The 25,672-nt window shown below is 60.6% G+C and carries 29 protein-coding genes and 1 tRNA gene; 26 read left to right on the plus strand and 4 right to left on the minus strand.

Going from position 1 to position 25,672, the window contains the following annotated elements; all coding sequences use genetic code 11:
* Positions 1-614: 614 nt before the first annotated feature.
* Positions 615-809, plus strand: a complete 195-nt coding sequence (locus tag BLQ55_RS24220) for a hypothetical protein (protein ID WP_092257649.1) — start codon at positions 615-617, stop codon at positions 807-809.
* Entirely contained in the window at positions 806-1,132 is a 327-nt protein-coding gene (locus tag BLQ55_RS24225; RefSeq protein ID WP_092257652.1) for a low molecular weight protein tyrosine phosphatase family protein, read from the plus strand. The genes BLQ55_RS24220 and BLQ55_RS24225 overlap by 4 nt, the downstream gene beginning before the upstream one ends.
* A gap of 34 nt (positions 1,133-1,166) precedes the next feature.
* On the opposite strand, the gene BLQ55_RS24230 is transcribed toward BLQ55_RS24225, so the two are convergent.
* From BLQ55_RS24230 to BLQ55_RS24240, 3 genes are all read right to left on the minus strand, one after another.
* A complete protein-coding gene (locus BLQ55_RS24230; RefSeq protein ID WP_092257655.1) occupies positions 1,167-2,231 on the minus strand; it encodes a PD-(D/E)XK nuclease domain-containing protein in 1,065 nt (354 codons plus the stop codon).
* Positions 2,232-2,257: 26 nt separating this feature from the next.
* Entirely contained in the window at positions 2,258-2,587 is a 330-nt protein-coding gene (locus BLQ55_RS24235) for a hypothetical protein (protein ID WP_092180211.1), read from the minus strand.
* Positions 2,588-2,874: 287 nt separating this feature from the next.
* A tRNA-Leu gene (locus BLQ55_RS24240) sits at positions 2,875-2,959 on the minus strand.
* A gap of 108 nt (positions 2,960-3,067) precedes the next feature.
* Here BLQ55_RS24240 and queA point away from each other — a divergent pair.
* From queA to BLQ55_RS24270, 6 genes are all read left to right on the plus strand, one after another.
* Positions 3,068-4,117, plus strand: coding sequence for a tRNA preQ1(34) S-adenosylmethionine ribosyltransferase-isomerase QueA (gene queA / locus BLQ55_RS24245; RefSeq protein ID WP_028237240.1), 1,050 nt, complete (start codon positions 3,068-3,070; stop codon positions 4,115-4,117).
* A gap of 14 nt (positions 4,118-4,131) precedes the next feature.
* The gene (gene tgt / locus BLQ55_RS24250) at positions 4,132-5,247 is read left to right on the plus strand and encodes a tRNA guanosine(34) transglycosylase Tgt (RefSeq protein WP_161951757.1); all 1,116 of its coding nucleotides are present in this window, start codon (positions 4,132-4,134) and stop codon (positions 5,245-5,247) included.
* Between the two features lie 43 nt (positions 5,248-5,290).
* Positions 5,291-5,629 carry a preprotein translocase subunit YajC gene (gene yajC / locus BLQ55_RS24255; protein ID WP_007916913.1) on the plus strand — a complete coding sequence of 113 codons (339 nt, stop codon included), beginning with the start codon at positions 5,291-5,293 and terminating at the stop codon, positions 5,627-5,629.
* A gap of 63 nt (positions 5,630-5,692) precedes the next feature.
* Positions 5,693-7,561 (plus strand): protein translocase subunit SecD, encoded by a 1,869-nt coding sequence (secD, locus tag BLQ55_RS24260; RefSeq protein WP_092205410.1) that lies wholly within the window; start codon positions 5,693-5,695, stop codon positions 7,559-7,561.
* Positions 7,562-7,570: 9 nt separating this feature from the next.
* Complete coding sequence (secF, locus tag BLQ55_RS24265) at positions 7,571-8,485, plus strand: protein translocase subunit SecF (RefSeq protein ID WP_092205409.1); 915 nt, start codon at positions 7,571-7,573, stop codon at positions 8,483-8,485.
* Positions 8,486-8,602: 117 nt separating this feature from the next.
* On the plus strand, positions 8,603-9,151 hold the full coding sequence (locus tag BLQ55_RS24270; protein ID WP_092205408.1) for a glycine zipper 2TM domain-containing protein: 549 nt from the start codon (positions 8,603-8,605) through the stop codon (positions 9,149-9,151).
* 408 nt (positions 9,152-9,559) lie between these two features.
* Here the strand turns inward: BLQ55_RS24270 and suhB are convergent, their stop codons facing one another.
* Entirely contained in the window at positions 9,560-10,378 is an 819-nt protein-coding gene (suhB, locus tag BLQ55_RS24275; protein ID WP_003185165.1) for a type III secretion system regulator SuhB, read from the minus strand.
* 144 nt (positions 10,379-10,522) lie between these two features.
* Here suhB and trmJ point away from each other — a divergent pair, with 144 nt between their 5' ends.
* From trmJ to bamB, 18 genes are all read left to right on the plus strand, one after another.
* Complete coding sequence (gene trmJ / locus BLQ55_RS24280) at positions 10,523-11,293, plus strand: tRNA (cytosine(32)/uridine(32)-2'-O)-methyltransferase TrmJ (RefSeq protein ID WP_038856918.1); 771 nt, start codon at positions 10,523-10,525, stop codon at positions 11,291-11,293.
* Position 11,294: 1 nt separating this feature from the next.
* Positions 11,295-12,071, plus strand: a complete 777-nt coding sequence (gene cysE, locus BLQ55_RS24285; protein ID WP_092165673.1) for a serine O-acetyltransferase — start codon at positions 11,295-11,297, stop codon at positions 12,069-12,071.
* 248 nt (positions 12,072-12,319) lie between these two features.
* Entirely contained in the window at positions 12,320-12,811 is a 492-nt protein-coding gene (iscR, locus tag BLQ55_RS24290) for a Fe-S cluster assembly transcriptional regulator IscR (protein WP_003185160.1), read from the plus strand.
* A 50-nt stretch (positions 12,812-12,861) separates the two neighbouring features.
* Positions 12,862-14,076, plus strand: a complete 1,215-nt coding sequence (locus BLQ55_RS24295; protein ID WP_072408082.1) for an IscS subfamily cysteine desulfurase — start codon at positions 12,862-12,864, stop codon at positions 14,074-14,076.
* A 43-nt stretch (positions 14,077-14,119) separates the two neighbouring features.
* The gene (iscU, locus tag BLQ55_RS24300) at positions 14,120-14,506 is read left to right on the plus strand and encodes a Fe-S cluster assembly scaffold IscU (protein ID WP_003185157.1); all 387 of its coding nucleotides are present in this window, start codon (positions 14,120-14,122) and stop codon (positions 14,504-14,506) included.
* Between the two features lie 24 nt (positions 14,507-14,530).
* Positions 14,531-14,854, plus strand: coding sequence for an iron-sulfur cluster assembly protein IscA (gene iscA / locus BLQ55_RS24305; RefSeq protein WP_030139597.1), 324 nt, complete (start codon positions 14,531-14,533; stop codon positions 14,852-14,854).
* A gap of 8 nt (positions 14,855-14,862) precedes the next feature.
* Positions 14,863-15,384: a co-chaperone HscB gene (gene hscB / locus BLQ55_RS24310; RefSeq protein WP_092202366.1), complete on the plus strand. Its 522-nt coding sequence runs from the start codon at positions 14,863-14,865 to the stop codon at positions 15,382-15,384.
* Between the two features lie 50 nt (positions 15,385-15,434).
* Entirely contained in the window at positions 15,435-17,297 is a 1,863-nt protein-coding gene (gene hscA / locus BLQ55_RS24315) for a Fe-S protein assembly chaperone HscA (protein WP_092257658.1), read from the plus strand.
* A gap of 3 nt (positions 17,298-17,300) precedes the next feature.
* On the plus strand, positions 17,301-17,642 hold the full coding sequence (gene fdx, locus BLQ55_RS24320) for an ISC system 2Fe-2S type ferredoxin (protein ID WP_042727996.1): 342 nt from the start codon (positions 17,301-17,303) through the stop codon (positions 17,640-17,642).
* A 13-nt stretch (positions 17,643-17,655) separates the two neighbouring features.
* Positions 17,656-17,856: a Fe-S cluster assembly protein IscX gene (gene iscX / locus BLQ55_RS24325; protein ID WP_060739091.1), complete on the plus strand. Its 201-nt coding sequence runs from the start codon at positions 17,656-17,658 to the stop codon at positions 17,854-17,856.
* Between the two features lie 88 nt (positions 17,857-17,944).
* Positions 17,945-18,370, plus strand: coding sequence for a nucleoside-diphosphate kinase (gene ndk / locus BLQ55_RS24330; protein WP_042727994.1), 426 nt, complete (start codon positions 17,945-17,947; stop codon positions 18,368-18,370).
* A gap of 28 nt (positions 18,371-18,398) precedes the next feature.
* A complete protein-coding gene (gene rlmN, locus BLQ55_RS24335; protein WP_092257661.1) occupies positions 18,399-19,547 on the plus strand; it encodes a dual-specificity RNA methyltransferase RlmN in 1,149 nt (382 codons plus the stop codon).
* Between the two features lie 12 nt (positions 19,548-19,559).
* A complete protein-coding gene (gene pilW / locus BLQ55_RS24340; protein ID WP_072408090.1) occupies positions 19,560-20,318 on the plus strand; it encodes a type IV pilus biogenesis/stability protein PilW in 759 nt (252 codons plus the stop codon).
* Complete coding sequence (locus BLQ55_RS24345) at positions 20,318-21,343, plus strand: RodZ domain-containing protein (protein ID WP_092257664.1); 1,026 nt, start codon at positions 20,318-20,320, stop codon at positions 21,341-21,343. The genes pilW and BLQ55_RS24345 overlap by 1 nt, the downstream gene beginning before the upstream one ends.
* 3 nt (positions 21,344-21,346) lie before the next feature.
* A complete protein-coding gene (gene ispG / locus BLQ55_RS24350) occupies positions 21,347-22,456 on the plus strand; it encodes a flavodoxin-dependent (E)-4-hydroxy-3-methylbut-2-enyl-diphosphate synthase (RefSeq protein WP_003185136.1) in 1,110 nt (369 codons plus the stop codon).
* 24 nt (positions 22,457-22,480) lie between these two features.
* Positions 22,481-23,770, plus strand: a complete 1,290-nt coding sequence (gene hisS / locus BLQ55_RS24355; protein ID WP_092202358.1) for a histidine--tRNA ligase — start codon at positions 22,481-22,483, stop codon at positions 23,768-23,770.
* 40 nt (positions 23,771-23,810) lie between these two features.
* Positions 23,811-24,452 carry a YfgM family protein gene (locus tag BLQ55_RS24360; protein ID WP_014336699.1) on the plus strand — a complete coding sequence of 214 codons (642 nt, stop codon included), beginning with the start codon at positions 23,811-23,813 and terminating at the stop codon, positions 24,450-24,452.
* Complete coding sequence (bamB, locus tag BLQ55_RS24365) at positions 24,445-25,596, plus strand: outer membrane protein assembly factor BamB (protein ID WP_092202356.1); 1,152 nt, start codon at positions 24,445-24,447, stop codon at positions 25,594-25,596. The genes BLQ55_RS24360 and bamB overlap by 8 nt, the downstream gene beginning before the upstream one ends.
* Positions 25,597-25,672 lie beyond the last annotated feature (76 nt).

Consider the following 25,672-nt stretch of genomic DNA (forward strand, 5'->3'; position numbering starts at 1 on the left):
TGAATGAAGCTTTTGGCGGATCGATAGGGGCCACGTTCTTCGTTCGTGTCCCGAAGATTATTTTTTTGCATGTACGCCGCTTTTAAAGAGCATTCTGCCGCATAAAAAAGTAGTAACGCTCCCGAGTCAGGGTTATGAGGCATTTCACGATTCGCGGAGGTATGCAATTCCTGAGCTCTTCGTCTCAGGGCTAAAAATGGCGGGTTGATCAATTTCCTACACCTGAAGCCTAAATTCAAAAGGAGCGATGGATCTACCTGATAGCGTCCATCGGAGTCATGTGATTATGGCGACGATAGCGCTGGCGGGAGAAAAGATCCACTGAGGCTTAGGGGAAAATAAAATCTTTGAAGAGTGGCAAGCGCCCGCGGCGGATGAGTTCACCGCCGGGGCCCAGACCGTCGGAGTTTCCGAAGAGGGGGCAGATTTATTTTCTTTTACTAGCAATGGATCGACACCTTCCTCTTGCCTTATCCCGAAACGACAGCCGTTACGGACCGTCTAACCACCGCTGTCCAACCCCACCCGCACTAGCCACAACCCAATTCACGCTTACCATCCCACCACCTCGTATTACCGCGGCTGCTGAACCCGGTACTCACGAGGAAACAACCATGGAAAGAACCCGCTGCTGGAGACGCGCGCAATCCCGCAAGCACAACGGGCGCGAAGTGATTAACCCGCAAAACTCCAAACCAGAAAAGAACTGGAAGCTGATCTACACCCATGCCGACAAGCTGCACCGGGCGCGTCAGCTCGGTATGAGCTATCCCATCGGCATCACCCGCCAACTGTTGGATCAAGAGTGACTAATCTCTTGTTCGTTTGCAGTCGTAACCAATGGCGCAGCCCTACCGGGGAGGCGATCTGGCGTCGATGTCCTGGCTTCAGCACTCGTTCGGCGGGCACTAGCCCGAACGCACGCAAGCCTATCGGCCCAGCGGATATCCGTTGGGTCTATGTCATTTTTGTGATGGAGCGTAAGCACGAGCATCGTCTACGGGCAGAGTACGCTCGGCTGCTTGAGCACAAGCAGCTGCATGTTCTGGATATTCCCGATGACTATCGCTTCATGGATCCTAAGCTGCTGGACATGATTGAGCAGGCGGTGACGTCATACCTGTGTATTTGAGCAGTTAGGACAATCTTCACGAGCCGCCCTTTCCTCAATGGCTAGGTGAAACGATCAGGCTCACAGGGAGCTCACCCGCAATCTCCGATAACTCCGTTCGCAATGCCATGGTGTTCTTAACAAGGCCACGAGGGTCGTAAACGAAGAAAATGATTGCATGGCATTCGGGATGGGCCCGATAGCGTGCGATATCCAGGATAAGCTCGTCTGCCAGCGATCTTACCGTCATGCCATCGCGGGTCATCTTGAGTTCAATAAAGAGCCCATGTTCAGGCAGAAAGAAGTCTGCGCGGGTGCCGCCTGCTGCCATGCTCGGGGACGGCTCTTCAGGCTTTACATTATCGAACTGCAATCTTAGCAACGCGTTGACCAGGAACTGGACGTCGTATTCATCGTCGAGCTGAACTCCCTTTCGGCCGCGTGGGCGGTGTTCCAGGTCTTTCGCAAAACGGTGAAAACGCAGCAGCATGCGCTCGATGATCTGGTCGGCTCGCTCTTGGGGGGCGGGGAGCACGGGCATATCAAAGGAGAAATGCTCTTGGAGTATCTGTTCCTCAAACCTGCGCTGCGCTTTTGGTGGCCCTTGGAAAATTGCGCAGGCTGCTAGCCCGATCAGAACCAACTCAATGGTCAAAAACAAAACAAGATAGCCTATGGAGACGGTCACTTTGTACTGGCCATCAAGCTTGTATTTGCTGCCTCCTCCCTGCCTGGGCTCGTCTCGTGGCACCAGCTTCAGGTTGAAAGTGACCATCACCCCGCCAATTCGATGTACGCCCTGTAAACCATGCAGCGAATCCAGGTCGATCTCCCCGCGGTTATACAGGTCGAGCAGAGCAAAGACCTCCCGGGTTGCCCGTTGATACTCTTCGCTATTGATCACCTCAAGCACTGCGGGATTGGTAAGCCCCGAGTCCTCAAACCGTGGGGCTATCCAAGAGCAGTAGGTGAGGATGGGCATGAACACCAATATGGTGAAGCCGACCTTGGCGAACATGCGCCAGCGCCGGTTCTCCATTACTAACTCGCCCAGTGTGTCGTTTTCGCTACTCCTAAGAAAAAATGCAGAGATCCATTTCAGCAAAGCGTATTTCTCCAAGATTCGTTGCGCCAGGTCTTGCAGGTTTACTGGATATCTTTCAGGTAATCCCTAAGGGTTAGAAGCGGATCCCGAAGCTCCGCTATCGTCTGGGTAGCGCTGAAGTCAGTCGCCAACCGGCCCAGTTCCCGTCCCAAAGCGGTGTTGCTGCCCCCAAGTGCCTCCAGCGCCAAGTCCAAGCAGTGCTGCACTTTCGCCTGGATAGTTTGGATGTCTTCTCTGCGCACCAACAACCCAAACACTTCCCGCTCATAGTCCGCCATCAGGTGGTCATCCCGCAAAATCGGACTATGCCCCTCCGTCTCATAAGCCAGCTTCAGCGAGTAAAGAGCGACCGTTTCCAGCAGCAATTCCATGGGGTGAATCCTTTGTCAGCGGGTGAGGAGGGGCGGTGGATCAATTGGGCTTCGCAAGGTGGAGCATCGGTGGGGGCTGTGACATTTTTGTGAGCGCTTTGCGCTCAAGCGGGAGCAAGCTCCCTCGCCACGGGTTCCTACTAGCCACAGATTCTTCCTTGCCAGAGGTTTGGTGGTTGGGGCCGCTTCGCGGCCCAGCGGGGATAAATCCCCTCGCCACAAATGGATCGGGTGACTTTCCTGCAGACGAAAAAAAAGACCTTGAATTTCAAGGTCTTTCTTTAAGATGGTGCCCCGAGGGAGACTCGAACTCCCACTCCTTTCGAAAACGGATTTTGAATCCGCCGCGTCTACCAATTCCGCCATCAGGGCTCAATGGCGGCGAAGTATAGAGAGGTGCCTACCGTTGGTCAATCACGTTTCATGGTGAATTTTTGATATTTCCGCTAGACTTTCCGGCCCTGCTAGACGAACCCCATCATGCGTGTTGCTGACTTTACCTTCGAACTCCCGGATTCGCTGATCGCTCGCCACCCGCTGGCCGAGCGTCGCGCCAGTCGACTGTTGACCCTGGATGGGGTCAGCGGTGCCATGGCTCACCGTCAATTCACTGATTTGCTTGAGCATTTGCGCCCGGGCGATTTGATGGTGTTCAACAATACCCGGGTGATTCCGGCGCGGTTGTTTGGCCAGAAGGCCTCCGGCGGCAAGCTGGAGATTCTGGTGGAGCGGGTGCTGGACAGTCATCGTGTGCTGGCCCATGTGCGCTCCAGCAAGTCGCCCAAGCCGGGTTCGTCGATCTTGATTGACGGTGGCGGCGAGGCGGTGATGGTGGCGCGGCATGATGCGTTGTTCGAGCTGGAATTCGCCGAAGAGGTGTTGCCGCTGCTCGACCGTGTCGGGCACATGCCGTTGCCTCCTTATATAGACCGCCCGGACGAAGGTTCGGACCGCGAGCGTTATCAGACCGTGTACGCCGAGCGCCTGGGGGCGGTGGCGGCGCCGACGGCGGGGCTGCATTTCGATCAGCCGTTGCTGGAGGCGATTGCCGCCAAGGGCGTGGAGACCGCGTTCGTGACGCTGCACGTGGGCGCGGGCACGTTCCAGCCGGTGCGGGTCGAGCGTATCGAAGACCACCACATGCACAACGAATGGCTGGAAGTGAGCCAGGACGTGGTCGATGCCGTGGCGGCCTGTCGCGCTCGCGGTGGGCGGGTGGTGGCGGTGGGGACCACCAGCGTGCGGTCCCTGGAAAGCGCCGCGCGCGATGGCGTACTCAAGCCGTTCAGTGGCGACACCGATATCTTCATCTACCCGGGCCGGCCGTTTCATGTGGTCGATGCCCTGGTCACCAACTTTCATTTGCCTGAATCCACGCTGTTGATGCTGGTTTCGGCGTTCGCCGGTTATCCCGAAGCCATGGCCGCCTACAAGGCCGCCGTCGAGCATGGATACCGCTTTTTCAGCTACGGTGATGCGATGTTCATCACCCGTAACCCCGCGCCACGCGGACCCGAGGAAACAGTATGAGTCGCACCTGTCGCATGTCCTTCGAGTTGCTCGCCACCGATGGCAAGGCTCGTCGCGGTCGTCTGACCTTCCCCCGCGGTACCGTGGAAACCCCGGCGTTCATGCCGGTGGGCACCTATGGCACGGTCAAGGGCATGCTGCCGCGTGACATCGAGGCCATTGGCGCGGAAATCATCCTCGGCAATACCTTCCACCTGTGGCTGCGCCCGGGCATGGAGGTGATCAAGGCCCACGGCGACCTGCACGATTTCATGCAGTGGAAAGGCCCGATCCTGACCGATTCCGGTGGTTTCCAGGTGTTCAGCCTGGGCGCGATGCGCAAGATCAAGGAGGAGGGCGTGACCTTCGCCTCTCCGGTGGACGGTTCCAAGGTGTTCATGGGCCCGGAAGAGTCGATGCAGGTGCAGCGCGACCTGGGCTCGGACATCGTGATGATCTTCGACGAATGCACGCCGTACCCGGCCGATGAAGACGTGGCGCGGGTGTCCATGGAGCTGTCGTTGCGCTGGGCCCAGCGTTCGAAGAATGCCCATGGCGAAAACACCGCGGCGTTGTTCGGCATCGTCCAGGGTGGCATGCACCGCGACCTGCGCATGCGCTCCCTCGAAGGCCTGGACAAGATCGGCTTCGACGGCCTGGCGATTGGCGGCCTGTCGGTGGGTGAGCCCAAGCACGAGATGATCAAGGTGCTGGATTACCTGCCAGGCGAAATGCCCGCTGACAAACCTCGTTACCTTATGGGCGTTGGCAAACCGGAAGATCTGGTTGAGGGTGTGCGCCGCGGGGTGGACATGTTCGATTGCGTGATGCCAACCCGTAATGCCCGCAATGGGCATCTGTTCATCGACACCGGTGTGCTGAAGATCCGTAACGCGTTCCATCGCCATGATGATTCGCCGCTGGATCCGACGTGCGATTGCTACACCTGCCAGAACTTCTCCCGCGCTTATCTGCATCATTTGGACAAGTGCGGCGAAATGCTCGGCAGTATGCTCAATACCATCCACAATTTGCGCCATTATCAGGTGCTTATGGCTGGTTTGCGCGAGGCTATCCAACAGGGTACATTGGCCGCCTTTGTCGAGGCCTTCTATGCCAAGCGCGGGTTGCCTGTACCGCCTTTGGACTGAGTTTTCCGATCCCTAGATTCAATACTTGCAACTGGAGTGCTAAATGAGCTTTTTTATCTCTAATGCCATGGCTGACGCGGCTGCACCTGCTGCTGCCGGCCCTATGGGCGGCGGTTTCGAGTGGATTTTCCTGGTCGGCTTCCTGGTCATCTTCTACCTGATGATCTGGCGTCCACAGGCCAAGCGCGCCAAAGAGCAGAAGAACCTGCTGAGCAGCTTGCAGAAGGGCGATGAAGTGGTCACCACCGGCGGTATCGCTGGCAAGATCACTAAAGTGGCCGATGACTTCGTGGTACTGGAAGTGTCCGACACTGTTGAAATGAAGTTCCAGAAGGGCGCTATCGCGGCCACGTTGCCAAAAGGCACACTGAAAGCGATCTAAGTAACAACTTCTATTCAATCGACGGGGCGCGCAAGGCGCCCCGCGTCATAAGCGGGCGGCGTGATGCTGAACAAATACCCTCTGTGGAAATATGTACTGATCCTGGCGGTGCTGGCGGTCGGTCTGATTTATTCCGCTCCCAATCTATACCCGGATGACCCGGCCATTCAGGTCAGTGGCGCAAGCACTGCGCTGCAGGTCACCCAGGCCGATCTGGACCGTGCGAGCGCAGCGCTCAAGGCGGCCGGGATCGACGTCAAGGCATCGTCCGTGGCCGAACACGGCAAGGGCGGCCTGTTGCGCCTGGTCAAGGCTGAAGACCAGTTGCCAGCCAAGGACGTGGTGCGCAAGGCCATGGGCGACGATTACGTCGTAGCCCTGAACCTGGCCCAGACCACCCCGCAATGGCTGCGCAAGCTCGGCGCGCACCCGATGAAGCTGGGCCTGGACTTGTCCGGCGGTGTGCACTTCCTGCTGGAAGTGGACATGGAAAAAGCCCTCGACGCGCGGATGAAAGTCTACGAAGGCGACGTCAAGAGCTTGCTGCGTAAAGAGCGCCTGCGCTATCGCAGCCTGCCGCAGCTCGACGGTGCCATTCAGCTGGGCTTCAGCGACACCGATACCCGCGAGCAGGCCCGTGCGCTGATTCGCAAGAACTTCAACGATTTCGACATTGTGCCGGCCGACCTCAATGGTCAGGCGGTGCTGCGTCTGGCGATGACCCCGGCCAAGCTGGCGGAAATCCGCGAATACTCCATCAAGCAGAACTTGACCACGGTGCGTAACCGCGTCAACGAACTGGGTGTGGCCGAGCCGATCGTGCAGCGTCAGGGCGCCAACCGCATCGTGGTTGAGCTGCCAGGTGTGCAGGACACCGCCGAAGCCAAGCGTATCCTCGGCAAGACCGCCAACCTGGAATTCCGCCTGGCCGCTGAGCCGGGTGCTTCCAAGGCCACTTCCGAGAGCTTCGAGTTCCGTGAGGGCAATCGTCCGGCGGCGCAGATCGAGCGTGGCCTGATCATCACCGGTGACCAGGTGACCGACGCCCAGGCGGGCTTCGACGAGCAAGGTCGCCCACAGGTGAACATTCGCCTCGACGGCCACGGCGGCGAACTGATGAGCCGCGCCACGCGCAGCAACGTCGGTCGCAGCATGGCGGTGATCTTCATCGAGCAGAAGCCGACCACCACCTACACCAGGCAAGTGGTCGACGGTGTCGAGAAAGACGTCGCGGTGCAGACCTTCAAGGAAGAGAAGAAGATCATCAGCCTGGCGACCATCCAGTCGCCACTGGGCAGCCAGTTCCGCATCACCGGCCTCAACGGCCAGGGTGAATCCTCGGAACTGGCCCTGCTGCTGCGTGCCGGTGGCCTGGCCGCGCCGATGTACTTCGCTGAAGAACGCACCATCGGCCCGAGCCTGGGTGCCGACAACATCACCAAGGGTATCGATGCATCGCTGTGGGGCATGTTGTTCGTGTCGCTGTTCATCATCGCCATCTACCGCTTCTTCGGCATCATCGCCACCGTCGCGCTGGCGGTGAACATGGTGATGCTGCTGGCCCTGATGTCGCTGCTAGGTGCTACGCTGACCCTGCCGGGTATCGCCGGTATCGTGTTGACCATGGGTATGGCGGTGGACGCCAACGTGCTGATCTTCTCGCGGATACGTGAAGAGATCGCCGCGGGCATGACGATCCAGCGGGCGATCAACGAAGGCTTCGGCCGGGCATTCACCGCGATCCTCGACGCCAACCTGACCACGTTGCTGGTGGGCGGGATTCTCTTCGCCATGGGCACCGGCCCGGTCAAGGGCTTCGCAGTGACCATGTCCCTCGGGATCTTTACCTCGATGTTCACAGCCATCATGGTGACCCGCGCAATGGTCAACCTGATCTTTGGCGGTCGTGACTTCAAGAAGTTGTGGATTTAAGGGGCTGCCATGTTACGTACAATCAACTTCATGGGCGTTCGCAACGTTGCGTTCGGCGTCACATTGTTCCTTACCGTACTGGCGTTGTTCAGCTGGTTCCACAAGGGCCTGAACTACGGCCTGGACTTCACCGGCGGTACGCTCATCGAGCTGACCTACGAGCGTCCGGCCGACGTCACCAAGGTGCGTCAGCAACTGGCGACGTCGGGCTACAGCGATGCCATCGTGCAGAGCTTCGGTGCCACCACGGACCTGCTGGTGCGCATGCCAGGTGAAGACCCGCAGCTGGGCCACCAGGTGGCCGAGGCCTTGCAGAAGGCGGGCGGCGACAACCCGGCCCAGGTCAAGCGCGTCGAGTTCGTCGGCCCGCAAGTGGGTGAAGAACTGCGCGACCAGGGCGGCCTCGGCATGCTGATGGCGCTGGGCGGCATCCTGATCTACCTGGCCTTCCGCTTTCAGTGGAAGTTCGCGGTGGGCGCGATTGTCTCGCTGATCCACGACGTGATCGTGACCGTGGGCATTCTGTCGTTCTTCCAGATCACCTTCGACCTGACGGTGCTGGCGGCGGTGTTGGCGATCATTGGTTACTCCCTCAACGACACCATCGTGGTGTTCGATCGGGTGCGTGAGAACTTCCGCGTGCTGCGCAAAGCGTCCCTGATCGAGAACATCAACATCTCGACCACCCAGACGCTGCTGCGGACCATGGCGACGTCGATCTCCACCTTGCTGGCGATTGCAGCGCTGTTGTTCTTTGGTGGCGACAACCTGTTCGGTTTCTCCATCGCGCTGTTCATCGGCGTGCTGGCGGGTACCTACTCGTCGATCTACATCGCCAACGTGGTGCTGATCTGGCTGAACCTGAGCACCGAGGACCTGATTCCTCCAGCGGCCACCGAAACGGAAGTGGACGACCGCCCATAAGGCTCGTCGCCCCGCCCGTCACCGCTGAAAAGGCGCGAGTTGAACTCGCGCCTTTTTTTGTGCTCCAAGGCTGGGAGAAGCGCGGATTAATCCGCTTGTGATGGCCTGGAGGTTCAAGTGAACAAATCGATGCTGGTTGGTGCGGTATTGGGTGCTGTCGGTGTGACTGCCGGTGGTGCGGTCGCGACCTACAGCTTGGTAAAGAGTGGCCCTGAGTATGCGCAAGTACTGGCCGTGGAACCGGTCAAGACCCAAATCAAGACCCCGCGCGAAGTGTGCAAGGACGTCACCGTGACCCGGCAGAAGCCGGTCCAGGACCAACACCAGATCGCCGGCACCGTGATCGGCGCCCTGGCCGGTGGTCTGCTGGGTAACCAGGTCGGCGGCGGCACCGGCAAGAAAATCGCCACCGTGGCCGGTGCGGCTGGTGGTGGTTATGCCGGTAACAAGATTCAGGAAGGCATGCAGGAACGCGACACCTACACCACCACCCAGACTCGCTGCAACACGGTCAATGACATCAGCGACAAGGTTGTAGGCTACGACGTTCGCTACATGCTCGACGGCAAAGAAGGCAAAGTCCGTATGGACCGCGACCCGGGCAACCAGATCCCGGTGAGCAAGGAAGGCCAACTCATCCTCGGCCAGAACGCACCGGCTCAATGACCTGAGCATTCAAAAGGAAGCACCCTTCGGGGTGCTTTTTTTGTGCCCCATGATTCCATGACTCACCACCAACCCCTTGTGGGAGCGAGCTCGCTCGCGATAGCGGTGGATCGGCTTGCATGGTTGGTGAATGTACCGCCGCCATCGCGAGCAAGCTCGCTCCCACAGTGGATCTCCAGTGGATATAAACCTGTGCCAATCCCAATTTCCCCTGGACTGACCCCAAAAGTCAGATTGGTGTGGGGGCAGTCCACTCTGTGGGAGCGAGCTCGCTCGCGATAGCGGTGGATCAGCCTGCATCCATGTTCAGGGTGACATTCATTGTGGCGAGGTGCTTGCTTGCATGAGGGCAAATTCTAGCAGGCATAAAAAAAGCACCCCGAAAGGTGCTTTTTTTCTAACCGAAGCTTAGCGTTTCAGCGAAGCCGGCAGATGCGGCTGGATAGCCGTCAGCACAGCCTTGAAGCATTTGGTGTTGCCGGCAACGATGTGGCCTTTTTCAAGGAAATCGTGACCGCCGGTGAAGTCGCTCACCAAACCACCCGCTTCCTGGATCAGCAGGGCGCCGGCTGCCATGTCCCACTCGGACAGGCCCGACTCCCAGAACGCATCGAAACGACCAGCAGCCACATAAGCCAGGTCCAGGCTCGCAGCGCCGGCGCGACGGATGCCGGCGGTCTGGCCGACCAGGGCGCGGAACATGCCCAGGTAGTTGTCCAGGTTGTCCATCTGGTCATCGCGGAACGGGAAGCCGGTACCCAGCAGGGCGCCGTCCAGGCTGGTGCGACCGCTGACGCGCAGGCGACGACCGTTCAGTTGGGCGCCACGGCCACGGCTGGCGGTGAATTCTTCCTGGCGAACCGGGTCCAGCACGACAGCGTGTTCCAGGCGGCCACGGTATTTGCAGGCGATGCTGACAGCGAAATGAGGAATGCCGCGCAAGAAGTTGGTGGTGCCGTCCAGCGGATCGATGATCCACAGGTACTCTTCGCCTTCGATGCCAGTACCGGCGTGCATGCCGGTCTCTTCACCGAGGATGGAGTGGTTCGGGTAAGCCTTGCGCAGGGCGTCGACGATCTTCTGTTCGGCGGCGCGATCGACCTCGGACACGTAGTCCTTGGCGTCTTTTTCATCGACCTTGATGGTATCCAGGCGCTCGATGGAGCGGAAGATCAGTTCACTGGCGCTGCGGGCGGCGCGCAGCGCGATATTCAGCATGGGCTGCATGGATGTGTCACCTAAGGTTGTTAAAGAAAGCCGCGCATTCTATCAGAAAGTTTTCCGAGGAGAAGGTTGGTGTTCGCTTTCATAGCTTAACGGTAGGTGCTTATGTAAGATTTGCTCCCTTTATCGTGTTCGAGAGCGCCTCCCTTGTTGCAGAACATTCGTGTCGTCCTGGTCAATACCAGCCATCCGGGTAACATCGGCGGAGCTGCGCGGGCCATGAAGAACATGGGCCTGTCGCGCCTGGTGCTGGTCGAGCCGCGCTTGTTTCCCCATCACGAAGCCGACGCCCGGGCCTCCGGTGCCGGTGACATCCTGGCCAACGCGCAAGTCGTCGCCACCCTCGAAGATGCCCTGGTGGGTTGCAACCTGGTGCTCGGTACCAGCGCCCGCGACCGGCGTATCCCCTGGCCGCTGCTCGACCCCCGGGAATGCGGCACCAAAGTGGTCGAGGAGGCCGCGCAAGGCTTTGAAATCGCCCTGGTGTTCGGCCGTGAAGACTCCGGCCTGACCAACGACGAGCTGCAGCGATGTCACTTTCACGTGCATATCCCTTCCGACCCCGAGTTCAGTTCCTTGAACCTGGGGGCGGCGGTGCAGGTGTTGAGTTATGAAGTGCGCATGGCTTGGCTGGCAGCCGAAGGCAAGCCCAGCAAAGTCGAAAAAACCGAGGTCACGTCGCCGCGCAGTGAGACACTGGCGACCATGGACGAGTTGGAACGATTCTATGAGCACCTGGAGCAGACCCTGGTGGACATCGAGTTCCTCGACCCGGAAAAACCGCGGCACTTGATGGCGCGCCTGCGTCGGTTGTACGGACGAAGCTCGGTCAGCCGGGCGGAGATGAATATATTGCGCGGCATCCTCACGGAAACCCAGAAGGCGGCCCGTGGCGAGCTGATTAAGCGGAAGAAATAAAATGTTCGAACGTTTGCGTGAAGATATCCAAAGTGTTTTCCATCGTGACCCGGCGGCGCGCAATGCCTTTGAAGTACTGACCTGCTACCCGGGCATGCACGCCATCTGGATCCATCGCCTGTCCGGCGCCTTGTGGAACATGGGCTGGAAGTGGCTGGCGCGGCTGGTCTCGAACTTCGGCCGCTGGCTGACCGGGATCGAGATCCACCCGGGCGCCAAGGTCGGCCGTCGGTTCTTCATCGACCATGGCATGGGCATCGTCATTGGTGAAACCGCCGAGATCGGCGACGACGTAACCCTGTACCAGGGCGTGACCCTCGGCGGCACCAGCTGGAACAAAGGCAAGCGTCACCCAACCCTGGAAGACGGCGTGGTGGTCGGTGCCGGCGCCAAGGTGCTCGGGCCGTTTACGGTGGGGGCGGGGGCGAAAGTCGGCTCCAATGCCGTGGTGACCAAGGCCGTGCCGCCGGGTGCGACTGTGGTGGGGATTCCGGGGCGGATCATCGTCAAGTCCGATGAGGAGCAGGATGCTCGCCGCAAGGCCATGGCCGAGAAGATCGGCTTCGATGCCTATGGTGTCGGCGAAGACATGCCCGACCCGGTCGCCCGGGCCATCAACCAGTTGCTCGATCACCTGCAGGCCGTCGATGGGCGCCTGGAGGGGATGTGCGGCGCCCTGAAGGACCTGGGCAGTAATTACTGTGCCAAGGACCTGCCTGAACTGCGCGAGGAAGACTTCGCGTGTGTGAAGGACAAGGATGAGAGCCAGGCTAGTTGAAACCCTGCTGGCCTCATCGCGAGCAAGCTCGCTCCCACAGGGATCGCATCAGCCCGTGATCCAATGTGGGAGCGAGCTTGCTCGCGATAAACGACAACGCGGTATCACTGGTCGCCGCCGACCAGCCTTTGCTATCATGCGCGCGCTCTTTCGCGGGTAAACCCGAGTAACCCACTAGGTCTTATACTTGACTTAAATACTCGGGAATTGCATACTCGCCCCCATTCCGAACTCCGTGGTAATTGTCCATGCGACTGACTACAAAAGGCCGATACGCCGTGACCGCAATGCTGGATCTGGCATTGCATGCGCAGCACGGGCCGGTGTCCCTGGCCGATATCTCCGAGCGCCAGGGCATTTCCCTGTCTTACCTTGAACAGCTGTTCGCCAAGCTGCGCCGCAGCAACCTGGTGTCCAGCGTTCGCGGCCCCGGCGGCGGCTACCAGCTGTCGCGGGACATGCAAGGCATCCAGGTCGCCCAGGTGATCGATGCGGTGAACGAATCGGTCGATGCGACCAAGTGCCAGGGCCTTGGCGACTGCCATGGCGGCGATACTTGCCTGACCCACCACTTGTGGTGTGACCTCAGCCTGCAGATTCACGAATTTCTGAGCGGTATCAGCTTGGCTGACCTTGTAACTCGCCGTGAGGTGCAAGAAGTAGCCCAGCGTCAGGACCAGCGCCGTTGCAACAGCAAGGCGCCGCACCTGGACAAGATTGAAGCGTCCGCCGTCGAATGACTGCCGCAGAGCACGCGGAACGCCAGCCAGCCTGATTTAGGAGAAAGTCCATGAAATTGCCGATTTACCTTGATTACTCTGCGACCACCCCGGTTGATCCGCGTGTTGCGCAAAAAATGAGTGAATGCCTGCTGGTCGACGGAAACTTCGGTAACCCGGCGTCCCGTTCCCACGTGTTTGGCTGGAAGGCCGAAGAGTCGGTCGAAAACGCCCGTCGCCAGGTCGCCGACCTGGTCAACGCCGACCCGCGTGAAATCGTCTGGACCTCCGGTGCCACCGAATCCGACAACCTGGCAATCAAGGGTGTCGCGCATTTCTACCACACCAAGGGCAAGCACCTGATCACCTCCAAGATCGAGCACAAGGCTGTCCTGGACACCATGCGCCAACTGGAGCGTGAAGGTTTCGAAGTCACCTACATCGAGCCCGGCGAAGACGGCATCATCACCCCGGCCATGGTCGAAGCCGCCCTGCGCGACGACACCATCCTGGTCTCGATCATGCACGTGAACAACGAAATCGGCACCGTCAACGACATCGCGGCCATCGGCGAACTGACCCGCTCCAAGGGCGTCCTGTTCCACGTCGACGCGGCCCAGTCCACCGGCAAGGTCGACATCGACCTGTCCAAGCTGAAAGTCGACCTGATGTCGTTCTCGGCCCACAAGACCTATGGTCCTAAAGGCATCGGCGCCCTGTACGTCAGCCGCAAGCCGCGTGTTCGCCTCGAAGCGACCATGCACGGCGGCGGTCACGAGCGCGGCATGCGTTCCGGTACCCTGGCGACCCACCAGATCGTCGGCATGGGCGAAGCCTTCCGCGTCGCCAAGGAAGACATGGCCGCCGAGAACGTACGCATCAAGGCCCTGAGCGACCGCTTCTTCAAGCAGGTCGAGCACCTCGAGGAACTCTACGTCAACGGCAGCCTGACCGCCCGCGTACCGCACAACCTGAACCTGAGCTTCAACTATGTTGAAGGCGAGTCGCTGATCATGGCGCTCAAGGATCTGGCCGTGTCGTCCGGTTCGGCGTGCACCTCGGCGTCCCTGGAGCCTTCGTACGTACTGCGCGCCCTGGGCCGCAACGACGAACTGGCCCACAGCTCCATTCGCTTTACCTTCGGCCGCTTCACCACCGAAGAAGAAATCGATTACGCCGCGCAGAAAGTCTGCGAGGCCGTTACCAAGCTGCGCGCTCTGTCGCCGCTGTGGGACATGTACAAAGACGGCGTCGACATTTCGAAAATCGAGTGGGCGGCGCACTGAAGAAGTCGCCACCAGAGCGACTCACTGATGAGGATTGAAGCAAATGGCATATAGCGAAAAGGTCATCGACCACTACGAGAACCCGCGCAACGTCGGCAAGATGGACGCGCAGGATCCTGATGTCGGCACCGGCATGGTCGGCGCCCCGGCGTGCGGCGACGTCATGCGCCTGCAGATCAAGGTCAACGAGCAGGGTATCATCGAAGATGCCAAGTTCAAGACCTACGGCTGCGGTTCGGCCATCGCGTCCAGCTCCCTGGCCACCGAGTGGATGAAGGGCAAGACCCTTGATGAAGCCGAAACCATCAAGAACACCCAGCTGGCCGAAGAACTGGCCCTGCCGCCAGTGAAGATCCACTGCTCGGTACTCGCCGAAGACGCCATCAAGGCCGCCGTCCGCGATTACAAGCAGAAGAAAGGCTTGATCTGATCCGCGTTACGGTAAGGAGTTTCCATGGCTATCCAGATGACAGAAGCGGCAGCTAAGCATGTGCAGCGTTCCCTCGCGGGGCGCGGCAAGGGCGAGGGTATCCGCCTGGGTGTTCGCACCACGGGCTGCTCTGGCCTTGCCTATGTGCTGGAATTCGTCGACGAAGTGGGCGAAGACGATCAGGTATTCGAAAGTCATGGTCAGAAAGTGATCATCGACCCGAAAAGCCTGACGTACCTGGACGGCACCGAACTGGATTTCGTCAAGGAAGGGTTGAACGAAGGCTTCAAGTTCAACAACCCCAACGTGCGCGGTGAATGTGGCTGCGGCGAAAGCTTCAACATCTGAGGCGGCTTGTGGGTACTCCTTGTCATTTTGCGTTGTTCCAGATGCAGCCTGCGTTCCAGCTGGATCTCGAGCAGTTGTCCGCGCGTTATCTTGAATTGGCCCGTGGCGTCCATCCCGACCGCTTTGCCGATGCCTCCGAGGCGGAGCAGCGGCGGGCGCTCGAGCAGTCGGCGAACCTCAACGAGGCTTACCAGACGCTCAAGAACCCTGCCAAGCGCGCGCGTTACCTGCTCGCCATCAGCGGTCATGAGTTGCCGCTGGAGGTCACGGTCCACGATCCCGAGTTTCTTTTGCAGCAGATGCAGTGGCGCGAAGAGCTCGAGGACCTGCAGGACAGCGCCGACCTGGCCGGTGTCGCGGTATTCAAGCGGCGCTTGAAAGACGCCCAGCAAACACTGAACGAAAGCTTCGCAGCCTGCTGGAACGATGCCGCGCAACGCGAACAGGCCGAACGCCTGATGCGGCGCATGCAGTTCCTCGACAAGCTCACCTACGAAGTGCGCCAGCTAGAAGAGCGCCTCGACGATTAACCCAGTGCCGCTCCGGTCGCACGCCTGATTACAGATAAGTCCTGATTACGATGGCCCTACTGCAGATCGCCGAACCCGGCCAAAGTCCACAACCGCACCAGCGTCGCCTGGCTGTCGGGATCGACTTGGGTACCACCAATTCCCTGGTCGCTGCCTTGCGCAGCGGTCTTTCCGAGCCGCTGGCCGATGAGCAGGGGCGGGTGATCCTGCCGTCCGCCGTGCGTTATCACGCCGACCGCGTCGAAGTGGGCGAGTCCGCCAAGCTGGCCGCCGCCACCGACCCTCTGAACACCATTGTCTCGGTCAAGCGCTTGATGGGTCGTGGTCTGTCCGACGTCAAGCAATTGGGCGACCAGCTGCCGTACCGCTTCGTCGGCGGCGAATCCCACATGCCGTTCATCGAAACCGTGCAGGGCCCGAAAAGCCCGGTCGAGGTTTCCGCCGACATCCTCAAGGTCCTGCGCCAGCGTGCCGAAGCGGCGCTGGGCGGTGAACTGGTGGGCGCGGTCATCACCGTCCCGGCCTATTTCGACGACGCCCAGCGCCAAGCCACCAAGGACGCCGCCAAGCTGGCCGGCCTGAACGTGCTGCGCCTGCTCAACGAGCCGACTGCCGCTGCCGTGGCATATGGCCTGGACCAGCATGCCGAAGGCCTGGTCGCGATCTACGACCTGGGCGGCGGCACATTCGATATTTCGATCCTGCGCCTGACCGGCGGTGTTTTCGAAGTCCTGGCCACCGGTGGCGACAGTGCCCTGGGCGGCGATGACTTCGACCACGCCATCGCCGGCTGGATCATCGAGCAAGCCGGCTTGTCCGCCGACCTCGACCCGGGGGCGCAACGCCAGCTGCTGCAAGCCGCCTGCGCCGCCAAGGAAGCCTTGACCGACGCCGCCACCGTTGAAGTCGCTTATGGCGACTGGAAAGCCTCGCTGACCCGCGAAGCCTTCGATGCCCTGATCGAGCCCATGGTCGCCCGCAGCCTCAAGGCCTGCCGCCGTGCCGTGCGCGATTCCGGTGTCGAGCTTGAAGATGTGAAAGCCGTGGTCATGGTGGGCGGTTCGACCCGCGTGCCGCGGGTTCGCGAAGCCGTTGCCGAGGCCTTTGGCCGCCAGCCGCTGACTGAAATCGATCCGGACCAGGTGGTCGCCATCGGCGCCGCGATCCAGGCCGATACCCTGGCCGGCAACAAGCGCGACGGCGGCGAACTGTTGTTGCTCGACGTGATTCCGTTGTCCCTGGGGCTGGAAACCATGGGCGGCCTGATGGAGAAGGTGATTCCACGCAACACCACCATCCCGGTTGCCCGCGCCCAGGACTTCACCACCTATAAAGACGGCCAGTCGGCCATGATGGTCCACGTGCTGCAAGGCGAGCGTGAACTGATCAGCGACTGCCGTTCCCTGGCCCGCTTCGAATTGCGCGGCATCCCGCCGATGGTGGCCGGTGCGGCGAAGATCCGCGTGACCTTCCAGGTCGATGCCGACGGTTTGCTCAACGTTTCCGCCCGCGAACTGGCTTCGGGCGTGGAAGCGAGCATCCAGGTCAAGCCGTCCTACGGCCTGACCGACGGCGAAATCGCCAAGATGCTCAAGGATTCCTTCCAGCACGCCAGCGACGACAAGGTGGCGCGTGTGCTGCGCGAGCAACAGGTCGACGCCCAGCGCCTGATCGAAGCCGTGCAAGGTGCCCTTGAAGCCGACGGCGAGCGTTTGCTCGACGCAGAAGAACGCGTGGTCATCGAGCTGCAGATGCAGGAATTGTCCGAATTGATCAAAGGCACCGATGGTTATGCCATCGAGCAGCAGACCAAGCGTCTGTCGCAAGTCACCGATGCCTTTGCTGCCCGCCGCCTGGACTCGACGGTGAAAGCCGCCCTGGCGGGGCGCAACCTGAATGAAATCGAGGAATAACTGATGCCGCAGATCATTTTTCTGCCACACGCCGAGCATTGCCCGGACGGTATGGTGGTAGAGGCCGAAACCGGCAAGTCCCTGCTTGAAGTGGCCCATGACAACCACATCGAGATCGAGAGCGCCTGCGGCGGCGTGTGTGCCTGCACCACGTGCCATTGCATCATCCGCGAGGGTTTCGACTCGCTGAATGAAGCCGATGAGCTGGAAGAGGACTATCTTGATCGGGCCTGGGGCCTGGAGCCGACGTCTCGCCTGACCTGTCAGGCCAAGGTCGGCACCGAGGACCTGGTGGTCGAAATCCCGAAATATTCGCTTAACCATGCGGCCGAAGCGCCGCACTGATGGTGACACTGTCATGAGCTATGGTTGGAATGATGTTCAACGCATCGCAGAAGAACTGGCCGAAGCCAAGCCGGACGTGGATCCGCTGGCTGTGAATTTTGTCGATTTGCAGCGCTGGATCATGGAACTACCCGATTTCGACAATACCTCTGGCCGTTGTGGCGAGAAGGTCTTGGAAGCGGTCCAGACGCTCTGGATCGAAGAAATCGACTGATCGACCTGGCAGGTTAGGCAATACCCCTGAACCCGCGTATAATTCGCGGGTTTAATTTTTCGCAAATTACCGTTTCTGGAGTTACACCATGGCTGTTCAACGTACTTTCTCCATCATCAAGCCTGACGCCGTTGCTAAAAACGTGATCGGCAAGATCGTTACCCGCTTCGAAGACGCTGGCCTGCGCGTTGTAGCTTCGAAAATGAAGCAACTGTCCAAAGCCGAAGCCGAAGGTTTCTACGCCGAGCACAGCGAGCGCGGTTTCTTCGGTGAACTGGTTGCCTTCATGACTTCCGGTCCGGTTGTCGTTCAGGTGCTGGAAGGCGAAAACGCCATCGCTCGCAACCGTGAGCTGATGGGCGCCACCAACCCTAAAGAAGCTGCTGCCGGCACCATCCGTGCCGACTTCGCCGAGTCCATCGACGCCAACGCCGTCCACGGTTCGGACTCCGAAGCCGCTGCTGCTCGCGAAATCGCTTACTTTTTCTCCGCTACTGAAGTAACCACTCGCTAAGCCCAGGCTTTTGAGTGAAGGTGAATCCATGACTACATCGAACGGCAAAACCAACCTGTTGGGCCTGACCCAGCCGGAAATGGAGAAATTCTTCGACTCGATCGGGGAGAAGCGTTTCCGTGCCGGCCAGGTGATGAAATGGATTCACCACTTTGGCGTCGACGACTTCGACGCCATGACGAATGTCGGCAAGGCCCTGCGTGAAAAGCTCAAGGCTGTTGCCGAGATTCGCGGCCCCGAAGTGGTCAGCCAGGACATTTCCAGCGACGGCACCCGCAAGTGGGTGGTGCGCGTGGCGTCCGGCAGCTGCGTCGAGACCGTCTACATTCCCCAGGGCAAGCGCGGTACCTTGTGCGTTTCGTCCCAGGCAGGCTGTGCCCTGGATTGCAGTTTCTGCTCCACCGGCAAGCAAGGCTTCAATAGCAACCTCACCGCCGCCGAAGTGATCGGCCAGGTGTGGATTGCCAACAAATCCTTTGGCAGCGTCCCGGCGACCGTCGACCGTGCCATCACCAACGTGGTGATGATGGGCATGGGTGAGCCGCTGCTGAACTTCGACAACGTCGTTGCCGCCATGCACCTGATGATGGACGACCTGGGCTACGGCATCTCCAAGCGCCGCGTGACCCTGTCCACCTCCGGCGTGGTGCCGATGATCGATGAGCTGGCCAAGCACATCGACGTCTCCCTGGCGTTGTCGTTGCACGCACCCAATGACGCATTGCGTAACCAATTGGTGCCGATCAACAAGAAATATCCGCTTAAGATGCTGCTCGAGTCGTGCCAGCGCTACATGTCGTCCCTGGGCGAAAAACGTGTGCTGACCATCGAGTACACGCTGCTCAAGGACGTGAACGACAGGGTCGAGCATGCGGTCGAGATGATCGAGCTGCTCAAGAACATCCCGTGCAAGATCAACCTGATCCCGTTCAACCCGTTCCCGCATTCCGGTTACGAGCGTCCGAGCAACAATGCGATTCGTCGCTTCCAGGATCAGCTTCACCACGCTGGCTTCAACGTCACCGTGCGCACCACCCGCGGCGAAGACATCGACGCCGCCTGTGGCCAATTGGTAGGACAGGTGCTGGATCGCACCCGTCGCAGCGAACGCTACATTGCCGTGCGTGAGTTGAACGCCGCGGACGATGCGGTGCAAAACGCTGCGAACAGTCACTAAGAGAGGAACTCCATGTCCCTGCGCTTCGCGCTCGTTTTGCTGTTGGCCGGCCTGTGTTCCGGTTGTGTCCTGTCGGGTGACTACAACCCGATGAAGACCAGCAAAGGGCGTGACGAGGCACGTGTGGCCTATGTGCAACTGGGCATCGGCTACCTGCAGCAGGGCATGACCGAACGGGCCAAGGTGCCGCTCAAGAAGGCCCTGGAGCTGGACGATTCCGACCCGGATGCCAACGCGGCCCTGGCCCTGGTGTTCCAGGCCGAGATGGAGTCGGAACTGGCCGACCAGCATTTTCGCAAGGCGCTGTCCGGCCGGCCCCAGGATGCACGGATCCTGAACAACTACGGCAGCTTTCTTTTCGAGCAGAAACGCTACAAGGAAGCCTACGAGCGCTTCGAGCAGGCTGCCGCCGATACCCTTTACCCCGAGCGTTCGCGGGTGTTCGAGAACCTCGGCATGACGGCCGCGCAGTTGGGCCAGCGTGACCTGGCCCGCCAGCAACTCGAAAAGGCGCTGCGGCTCAACCGCCAGCAACCACGGGCGCTGCTGGAAATGGCTGAGTTGTCTTACGAAGACAGGCATTATGTGCCCGCCCGTGACTACTACGAGCGTTTTAGCCTGCTGAGCGAGCAAAATGCACGTAGTCTATTGCTCGGCGTTCGGCTGGCACATGTGTTTGAAGATCGCGACAAAGCTGCGAGTTACGGCTTGCAACTCAAAAGACTCTATCCCGGTACGCCGGAATATCAGCAATACCTGTCGGAGCAATGATGAAAGCGGCGCATCCCGAAGTTGTAGCAGCGACTCGCGTAAATCCCGGTGAGACCCTGCGTCAAGCCCGCGAAAGCAATGGTTGGTCGCTGGCCGAAGTGGCCCTCAAGCTCAATCTTACCGTGGCTTCCCTCGGCAATCTGGAAGCGGGCGCGTTCGACAAGCTGCCCGGGCACACCTTCGCCCGGGGCTACATCCGCGCCTATGCCAAGTTGCTCGGCATGGACCAGACCGTGCTGGTCCAGCAATTCGATCAATACACCGGCTCCGATGCCCAGGGCAGCAACGTGCACAGCCTGGGGCGCATCGAGGAGCCGGTTCGTGTTTCCCACACCATTTTGCGAATCGTCAGCCTGTTGCTGCTGATCGCGGTGATCGGTGGCGGTTTTGTCTGGTGGCAGGACCAGGCGTCCCTGCGCAACAAGGAGCCCGTCGCCATGAACCCCGAGCACGTCGAGGTCGAGGGCGCTGACGGCACCACCCAGATCCATCCGCTGGACGAGCCGGAAGACCAGGCTGTCGTCGAAGGCCAGGCCGAAGGCGAAACCACCCTGGCGTTGCCACAAAGCCAGGACGACGCCGATGCCCAGGCCGGTGCCGAGCCGGCTGTTCCAGCCCCGGCACCGACAGCACCGGCTGCCCCGAACACCGGCAGCGCACCGATTGCCACGGCACCGGCCGCACCGGGCACGCCAGCACCGACCACGCCTGCGACCCACGCCGCGCCTACCGCTCCAGTCGCCCCGGCAGTTCCAGCGGCCCCGACCCCGGCGCCAGTCGCGGGTGAAGGCCAGGTGCAGATCCAGTTTGTCGCCGACTGCTGGACGCAGATCACCGACGGCAACGGCAAGGTGCTGTTCAGCGGCCTCAAGCGCAAGGGCGACAGCACCGCCGTCAACGGCAAACCGCCGTTTGCCGTACGCCTGGGTTATGCCCGTGGCGCGCAGGTCAGCTACAACGGCCAGCCGGTCGACATCGCTCCGTTCACCAGTGGCGAGACCGCTCGCCTGAAGTTGGGTCAATAAGTCATGCACGGCGAATCTCCAATCAAGCGTCGCGAATCCCGAAAGATCTGGGTCGGTAACGTGCCCGTGGGCGGCGATGCGCCTATCGCTGTGCAGAGCATGACCAACAGCGACACCAATGACGTGGCCGCCACGGTCGCGCAGATCAACCGCCTGGAAGCCGCCGGTGTCGACATCGTGCGGGTATCGGTGCCGGACATGGACGCCGCCGAGGCGTTCGGCAAGATCAAGCAACTGGTCAAGGTTCCCTTGGTCGCCGACATTCACTTCGACTACCGCATCGCCCTGCGCGTGGCCGAGCTGGGTGTCGATTGCCTGCGCATCAACCCGGGCAACATCGGTCGCGAAGACCGGGTCCGCGCCGTGGTGGATGCCGCCCGCGACCGGGGCATTCCGATCCGCATCGGCGTCAACGCCGGTTCCCTGGAAAAAGACCTGCAAAAGAAATACGGCGAACCGACCCCGGCTGCGCTGGTGGAATCCGCCCTGCGCCACGTCGAGCACCTGGAGCGCCTGAACTTCCAGGACTTCAAGGTTAGCGTGAAGGCGTCCGACGTGTTCATGGCCGTCGAAGCCTACCGCCTGCTGGCCAAGGAAATCGTCCAGCCGCTGCACCTGGGCATCACCGAAGCTGGTGGGTTGCGTTCGGGCACGGTGAAATCCGCCGTCGGCCTCGGTATGCTGCTCGCCGAAGGGATTGGCGATACCATCCGCATCTCGTTGGCGGCTGACCCGGTCGAGGAAGTGAAAGTCGGCTACGACATTCTCAAGTCCCTGCACCTGCGTTCCCGTGGCATCAACTTCATCGCCTGCCCGAGCTGCTCGCGGCAGAACTTCGATGTGGTCAAGACCATGAACGAACTGGAAGGGCGCCTCGAAGACCTGCTGGTGCCGCTGGATGTCGCGGTGATCGGTTGCGTGGTCAACGGCCCGGGCGAAGCCAAGGAGGCCCATATCGGCCTGACTGGCGGTACACCGAACCTGATTTACATCGACGGCAAGCCGTCGCAGAAACTGACGAATGACAATCTGGTGGATGAGCTGGAACGGCTGATTCGCCAGAAAGCGGCCGAAAAGGTCGAAGCCGACGCCGCAGTGATTGCGCGTGGTTGAGTCGAACGAATTTAAGGATTACCTGTGAGCAAGTCCCTGCAAGCCATTCGTGGCATGAACGACATCCTGCCCGAGCAGACGCCCCTGTGGCGTTATTTCGAGGGCACTGTGGCGCGCCTGCTGGATAACTACGGTTACCGGCAGATCCGCATGCCAATCGTCGAGTTCACCGAGCTGTTCAAGCGCTCTATCGGTGAAGTGACCGACATCGTCGAAAAAGAGATGTACACCTTCGACGACCGCAACGGCGATTCCCTGACCCTGCGCCCCGAAGGCACGGCGGCCTGTGTGCGTGCGGTGCTCGAACACGGCATCACCGGCGGCGGCCAGGTGCAGAAGCTCTGGTACATCGGCCCGATGTTCCGTCACGAGCGCCCGCAGAAAGGTCGTTATCGCCAGTTCCACCAGATTGGCCTGGAAGTGTTCAACCTCGAGGGCCCGGACATTGACGCCGAGCTGATCGTCATGACCTGGCGCCTGTGGGGCGAGCTGGGGCTGCGTGATGCGGTCAAGCTCGAGCTCAACAGCCTGGGCACCAGTGAGTCCCGTGGCCGCTACCGTGAAGCGTTGGTGGCGTTTCTTTCCGCGCACCTGGACAAGCTCGACGAAGACAGCCAGCGCCGTCTGAAGACCAATCCACTGCGTGTGCTCGACACCAAGAATGCCGACACCCAGGCGGTCCTGGTCGACGCGCCGAAAATGGCCGACTACCTCGACGACGAATCCCGTGCGCACTTCGAAGGGCTGAAGGCGCGCCTGGACGCCGTGGGCATTCCCTACGTGATCAACCCCAAGCTGGTTCGCGGCCTGGATTACTACAGCAAGACGGTCTTCGAGTGGGTCACCGACAAACTCGGCGCCCAAGGCACCGTCTGTGCCGGCGGCCGCTACGACGGGCTGGTGGAGCAGATGGGTGGCAAGCCGACCCCGGGCGTGGGCTTTGCCATGGGCATCGAGCGCCTGGTGCTGATGCTGGAAGCCTTGGACAAGGTACCCGAAGAACTGTCCCGCCAGGTCGACGTCTACCTGTGCGCCTTTGGCGAGGCCGCCGAACTGGCCGCCTTGTCGCTGAGCGAGCGGATCCGCGACCAGTTGCCCAACCTGCGCTTGCAGATCAACGCCGGCGCCGGCAGCTTCAAGAGCCAATTCAAGAAGGCCGACAAGAGCGGTGCGCTGTATGCACTGATCCTCGGTGACGACGAACTGGCCCAACAAGTGGTAGGTTTCAAACCCCTGCGTGGCCAGGGCGAACAACAAAGCATTGCCTGGGATGCGCTTGCTGCACACCTGGCCACCTGCGTCGTGCAGGGTTGAAGCTGTCAAACAGCCGATTTAGCGATTAAGGAGTATTGGGGTGTCGAGTACCGAAGATGAACAGCTGGCGGATTTGAAGGACTGGTGGACGCGCAACGGCAAGCCGCTGGTCACTGGCGGCCTGTTGGCGCTGGTCATCGTGTTCGGCTGGCAGGCCTACCAGAAATACCAGAGCAACCAGTCGCAAGGCGCCTCGGTGCTCTACCAGCAATTGCTGGAAACCACCCTGACCCCGGACGGCAAGCCTGACGCGGCCCGCGTGGCGGACCTGGCCGGCAAGCTGGACAAGGAATTCGGCGGCACTGCTTACGCGCAGTACGGTCGCCTGTTCGTGGCCAAGGTGGCGGTGGACAGCGGCAAGTTGGACGACGCGGCCACCGAGCTCAAAGGTATCGTCGACAAACCGGCCAACCCGACCCTGGGCGAAGTGGCGCGTCAGCGCCTGGCACAGGTACTGGCGGCACAGAACAAGGCCGAAGACGCCTTGAAACTGCTCGACGGCGATGCCGACAAGGCGTTCCTGGCGACCCGCGAAGAACTCAAGGGCGACCTGCTGGTACAGCTCGGTCGTGCCGATGAGGCCTATGCGGCCTACCAAAAAGCCAAGGCTGCGCTGTCGGATGAAGCCGCAGTCGGTGGCCTGCAAATCAAGCTGGACGACCTGGCCAAAGGGGATGCGTGACGTGATCCGTTGGAAACATGCAGCATTGCTGGCCCTGGCCATTCTGGCCGCGGGTTGCAGCAGCAACAGCAAGAAAGAACTGCCGCCAGCCGAACTGACCGACTTCAAAGAAGAAGTCGTGCTGCAGAAGCAGTGGAGCCGTTCCATCGGCGATGGCCAGGGTGAAACCTACAACATGCTGGTGCCAGCCATCGATGGCGACACCATCTATGCCGGCGACGTCACGGGCGTGGTCATGGCGATGGATCGCAGCAACGGCGACGTCAAATGGAAGAAAGATCTTGAACTGCCCGTTTCCGGCGCCGTTGGCGTGGGTTACGGCCTGGTCATGATCGGCACGCTCAAGGGCGAGATCGTCGCCCTTGACGCGAGCAGCGGTGAAGAGAAATGGCGCGCCCGGGTGACCAGTGAAGTGCTCGCACCGCCGGCCACCAACGGTGACGTGGTGGTGGTCCAGACCCAGGACGACCGTCTGATCGGCCTGGATGCCGCCACCGGTAACCAGCGCTGGGTGTACGACAGTACCCCGGCGGTGCTGACCCTGCGTGGCACCAGCGCGCCTGTCGTCACCAACCGCCTCGCGGTGGCTGGTTTGTCGACCGGTAAAGTGGTAGCCCTGGATATTTCCAACGGCGTGCCGGTCTGGGAACAGCGCGTGGCGATCCCACAAGGTCGTTCGGAACTGGAGCGCGTGGTCGACATCGACGGCGGCTTGCTGTTGTCCGGCGGTACGTTGTACGTCGCCAGCTACCAGGGCCGCGTGGCGGCACTGGACCTGGAAAGCGGCCGTCCGTTGTGGCAGCGCGATGCGTCCAGCTACGCCGGTGTCGCCCAAGGCTTTGGCAGCGTCTACGTGAGCCTGTCCTCGGGCACCGTCGAAGGCGTTGACGAGCGTTCCACCACCGCCTTGTGGAGCAACGACTCCCTGGCCCGTCGCCAACTGTCGGCCCCGGAAGTGTTCTCCAGCTACGTCGCAGTGGGTGACCTGGAAGGTTACCTGCACCTGCTCAGCCAGGTGGACGGTCGTTTCGTCGGCCGTGAGCGCATCGACAGCGACGGCCTGCGTGCCCGTCCGCTGGTGGTGGGCAACATGATCTATGTGTATGGCAACAGCGGCAAACTGGAAGCCCTGACCATCAAGTAAGACTATGCTTGGGGCTAATCCCCCCAAGCGGCCTTGTTCTCAAGGTTTGCAGGGCTTGCACAGACTGCCCCGAGCA

It is taken from the genome of Pseudomonas sp. NFACC13-1, assembly GCF_900104425.1.
Taxonomy (GTDB): domain Bacteria; phylum Pseudomonadota; class Gammaproteobacteria; order Pseudomonadales; family Pseudomonadaceae; genus Aquipseudomonas; species Aquipseudomonas fluorescens_AA.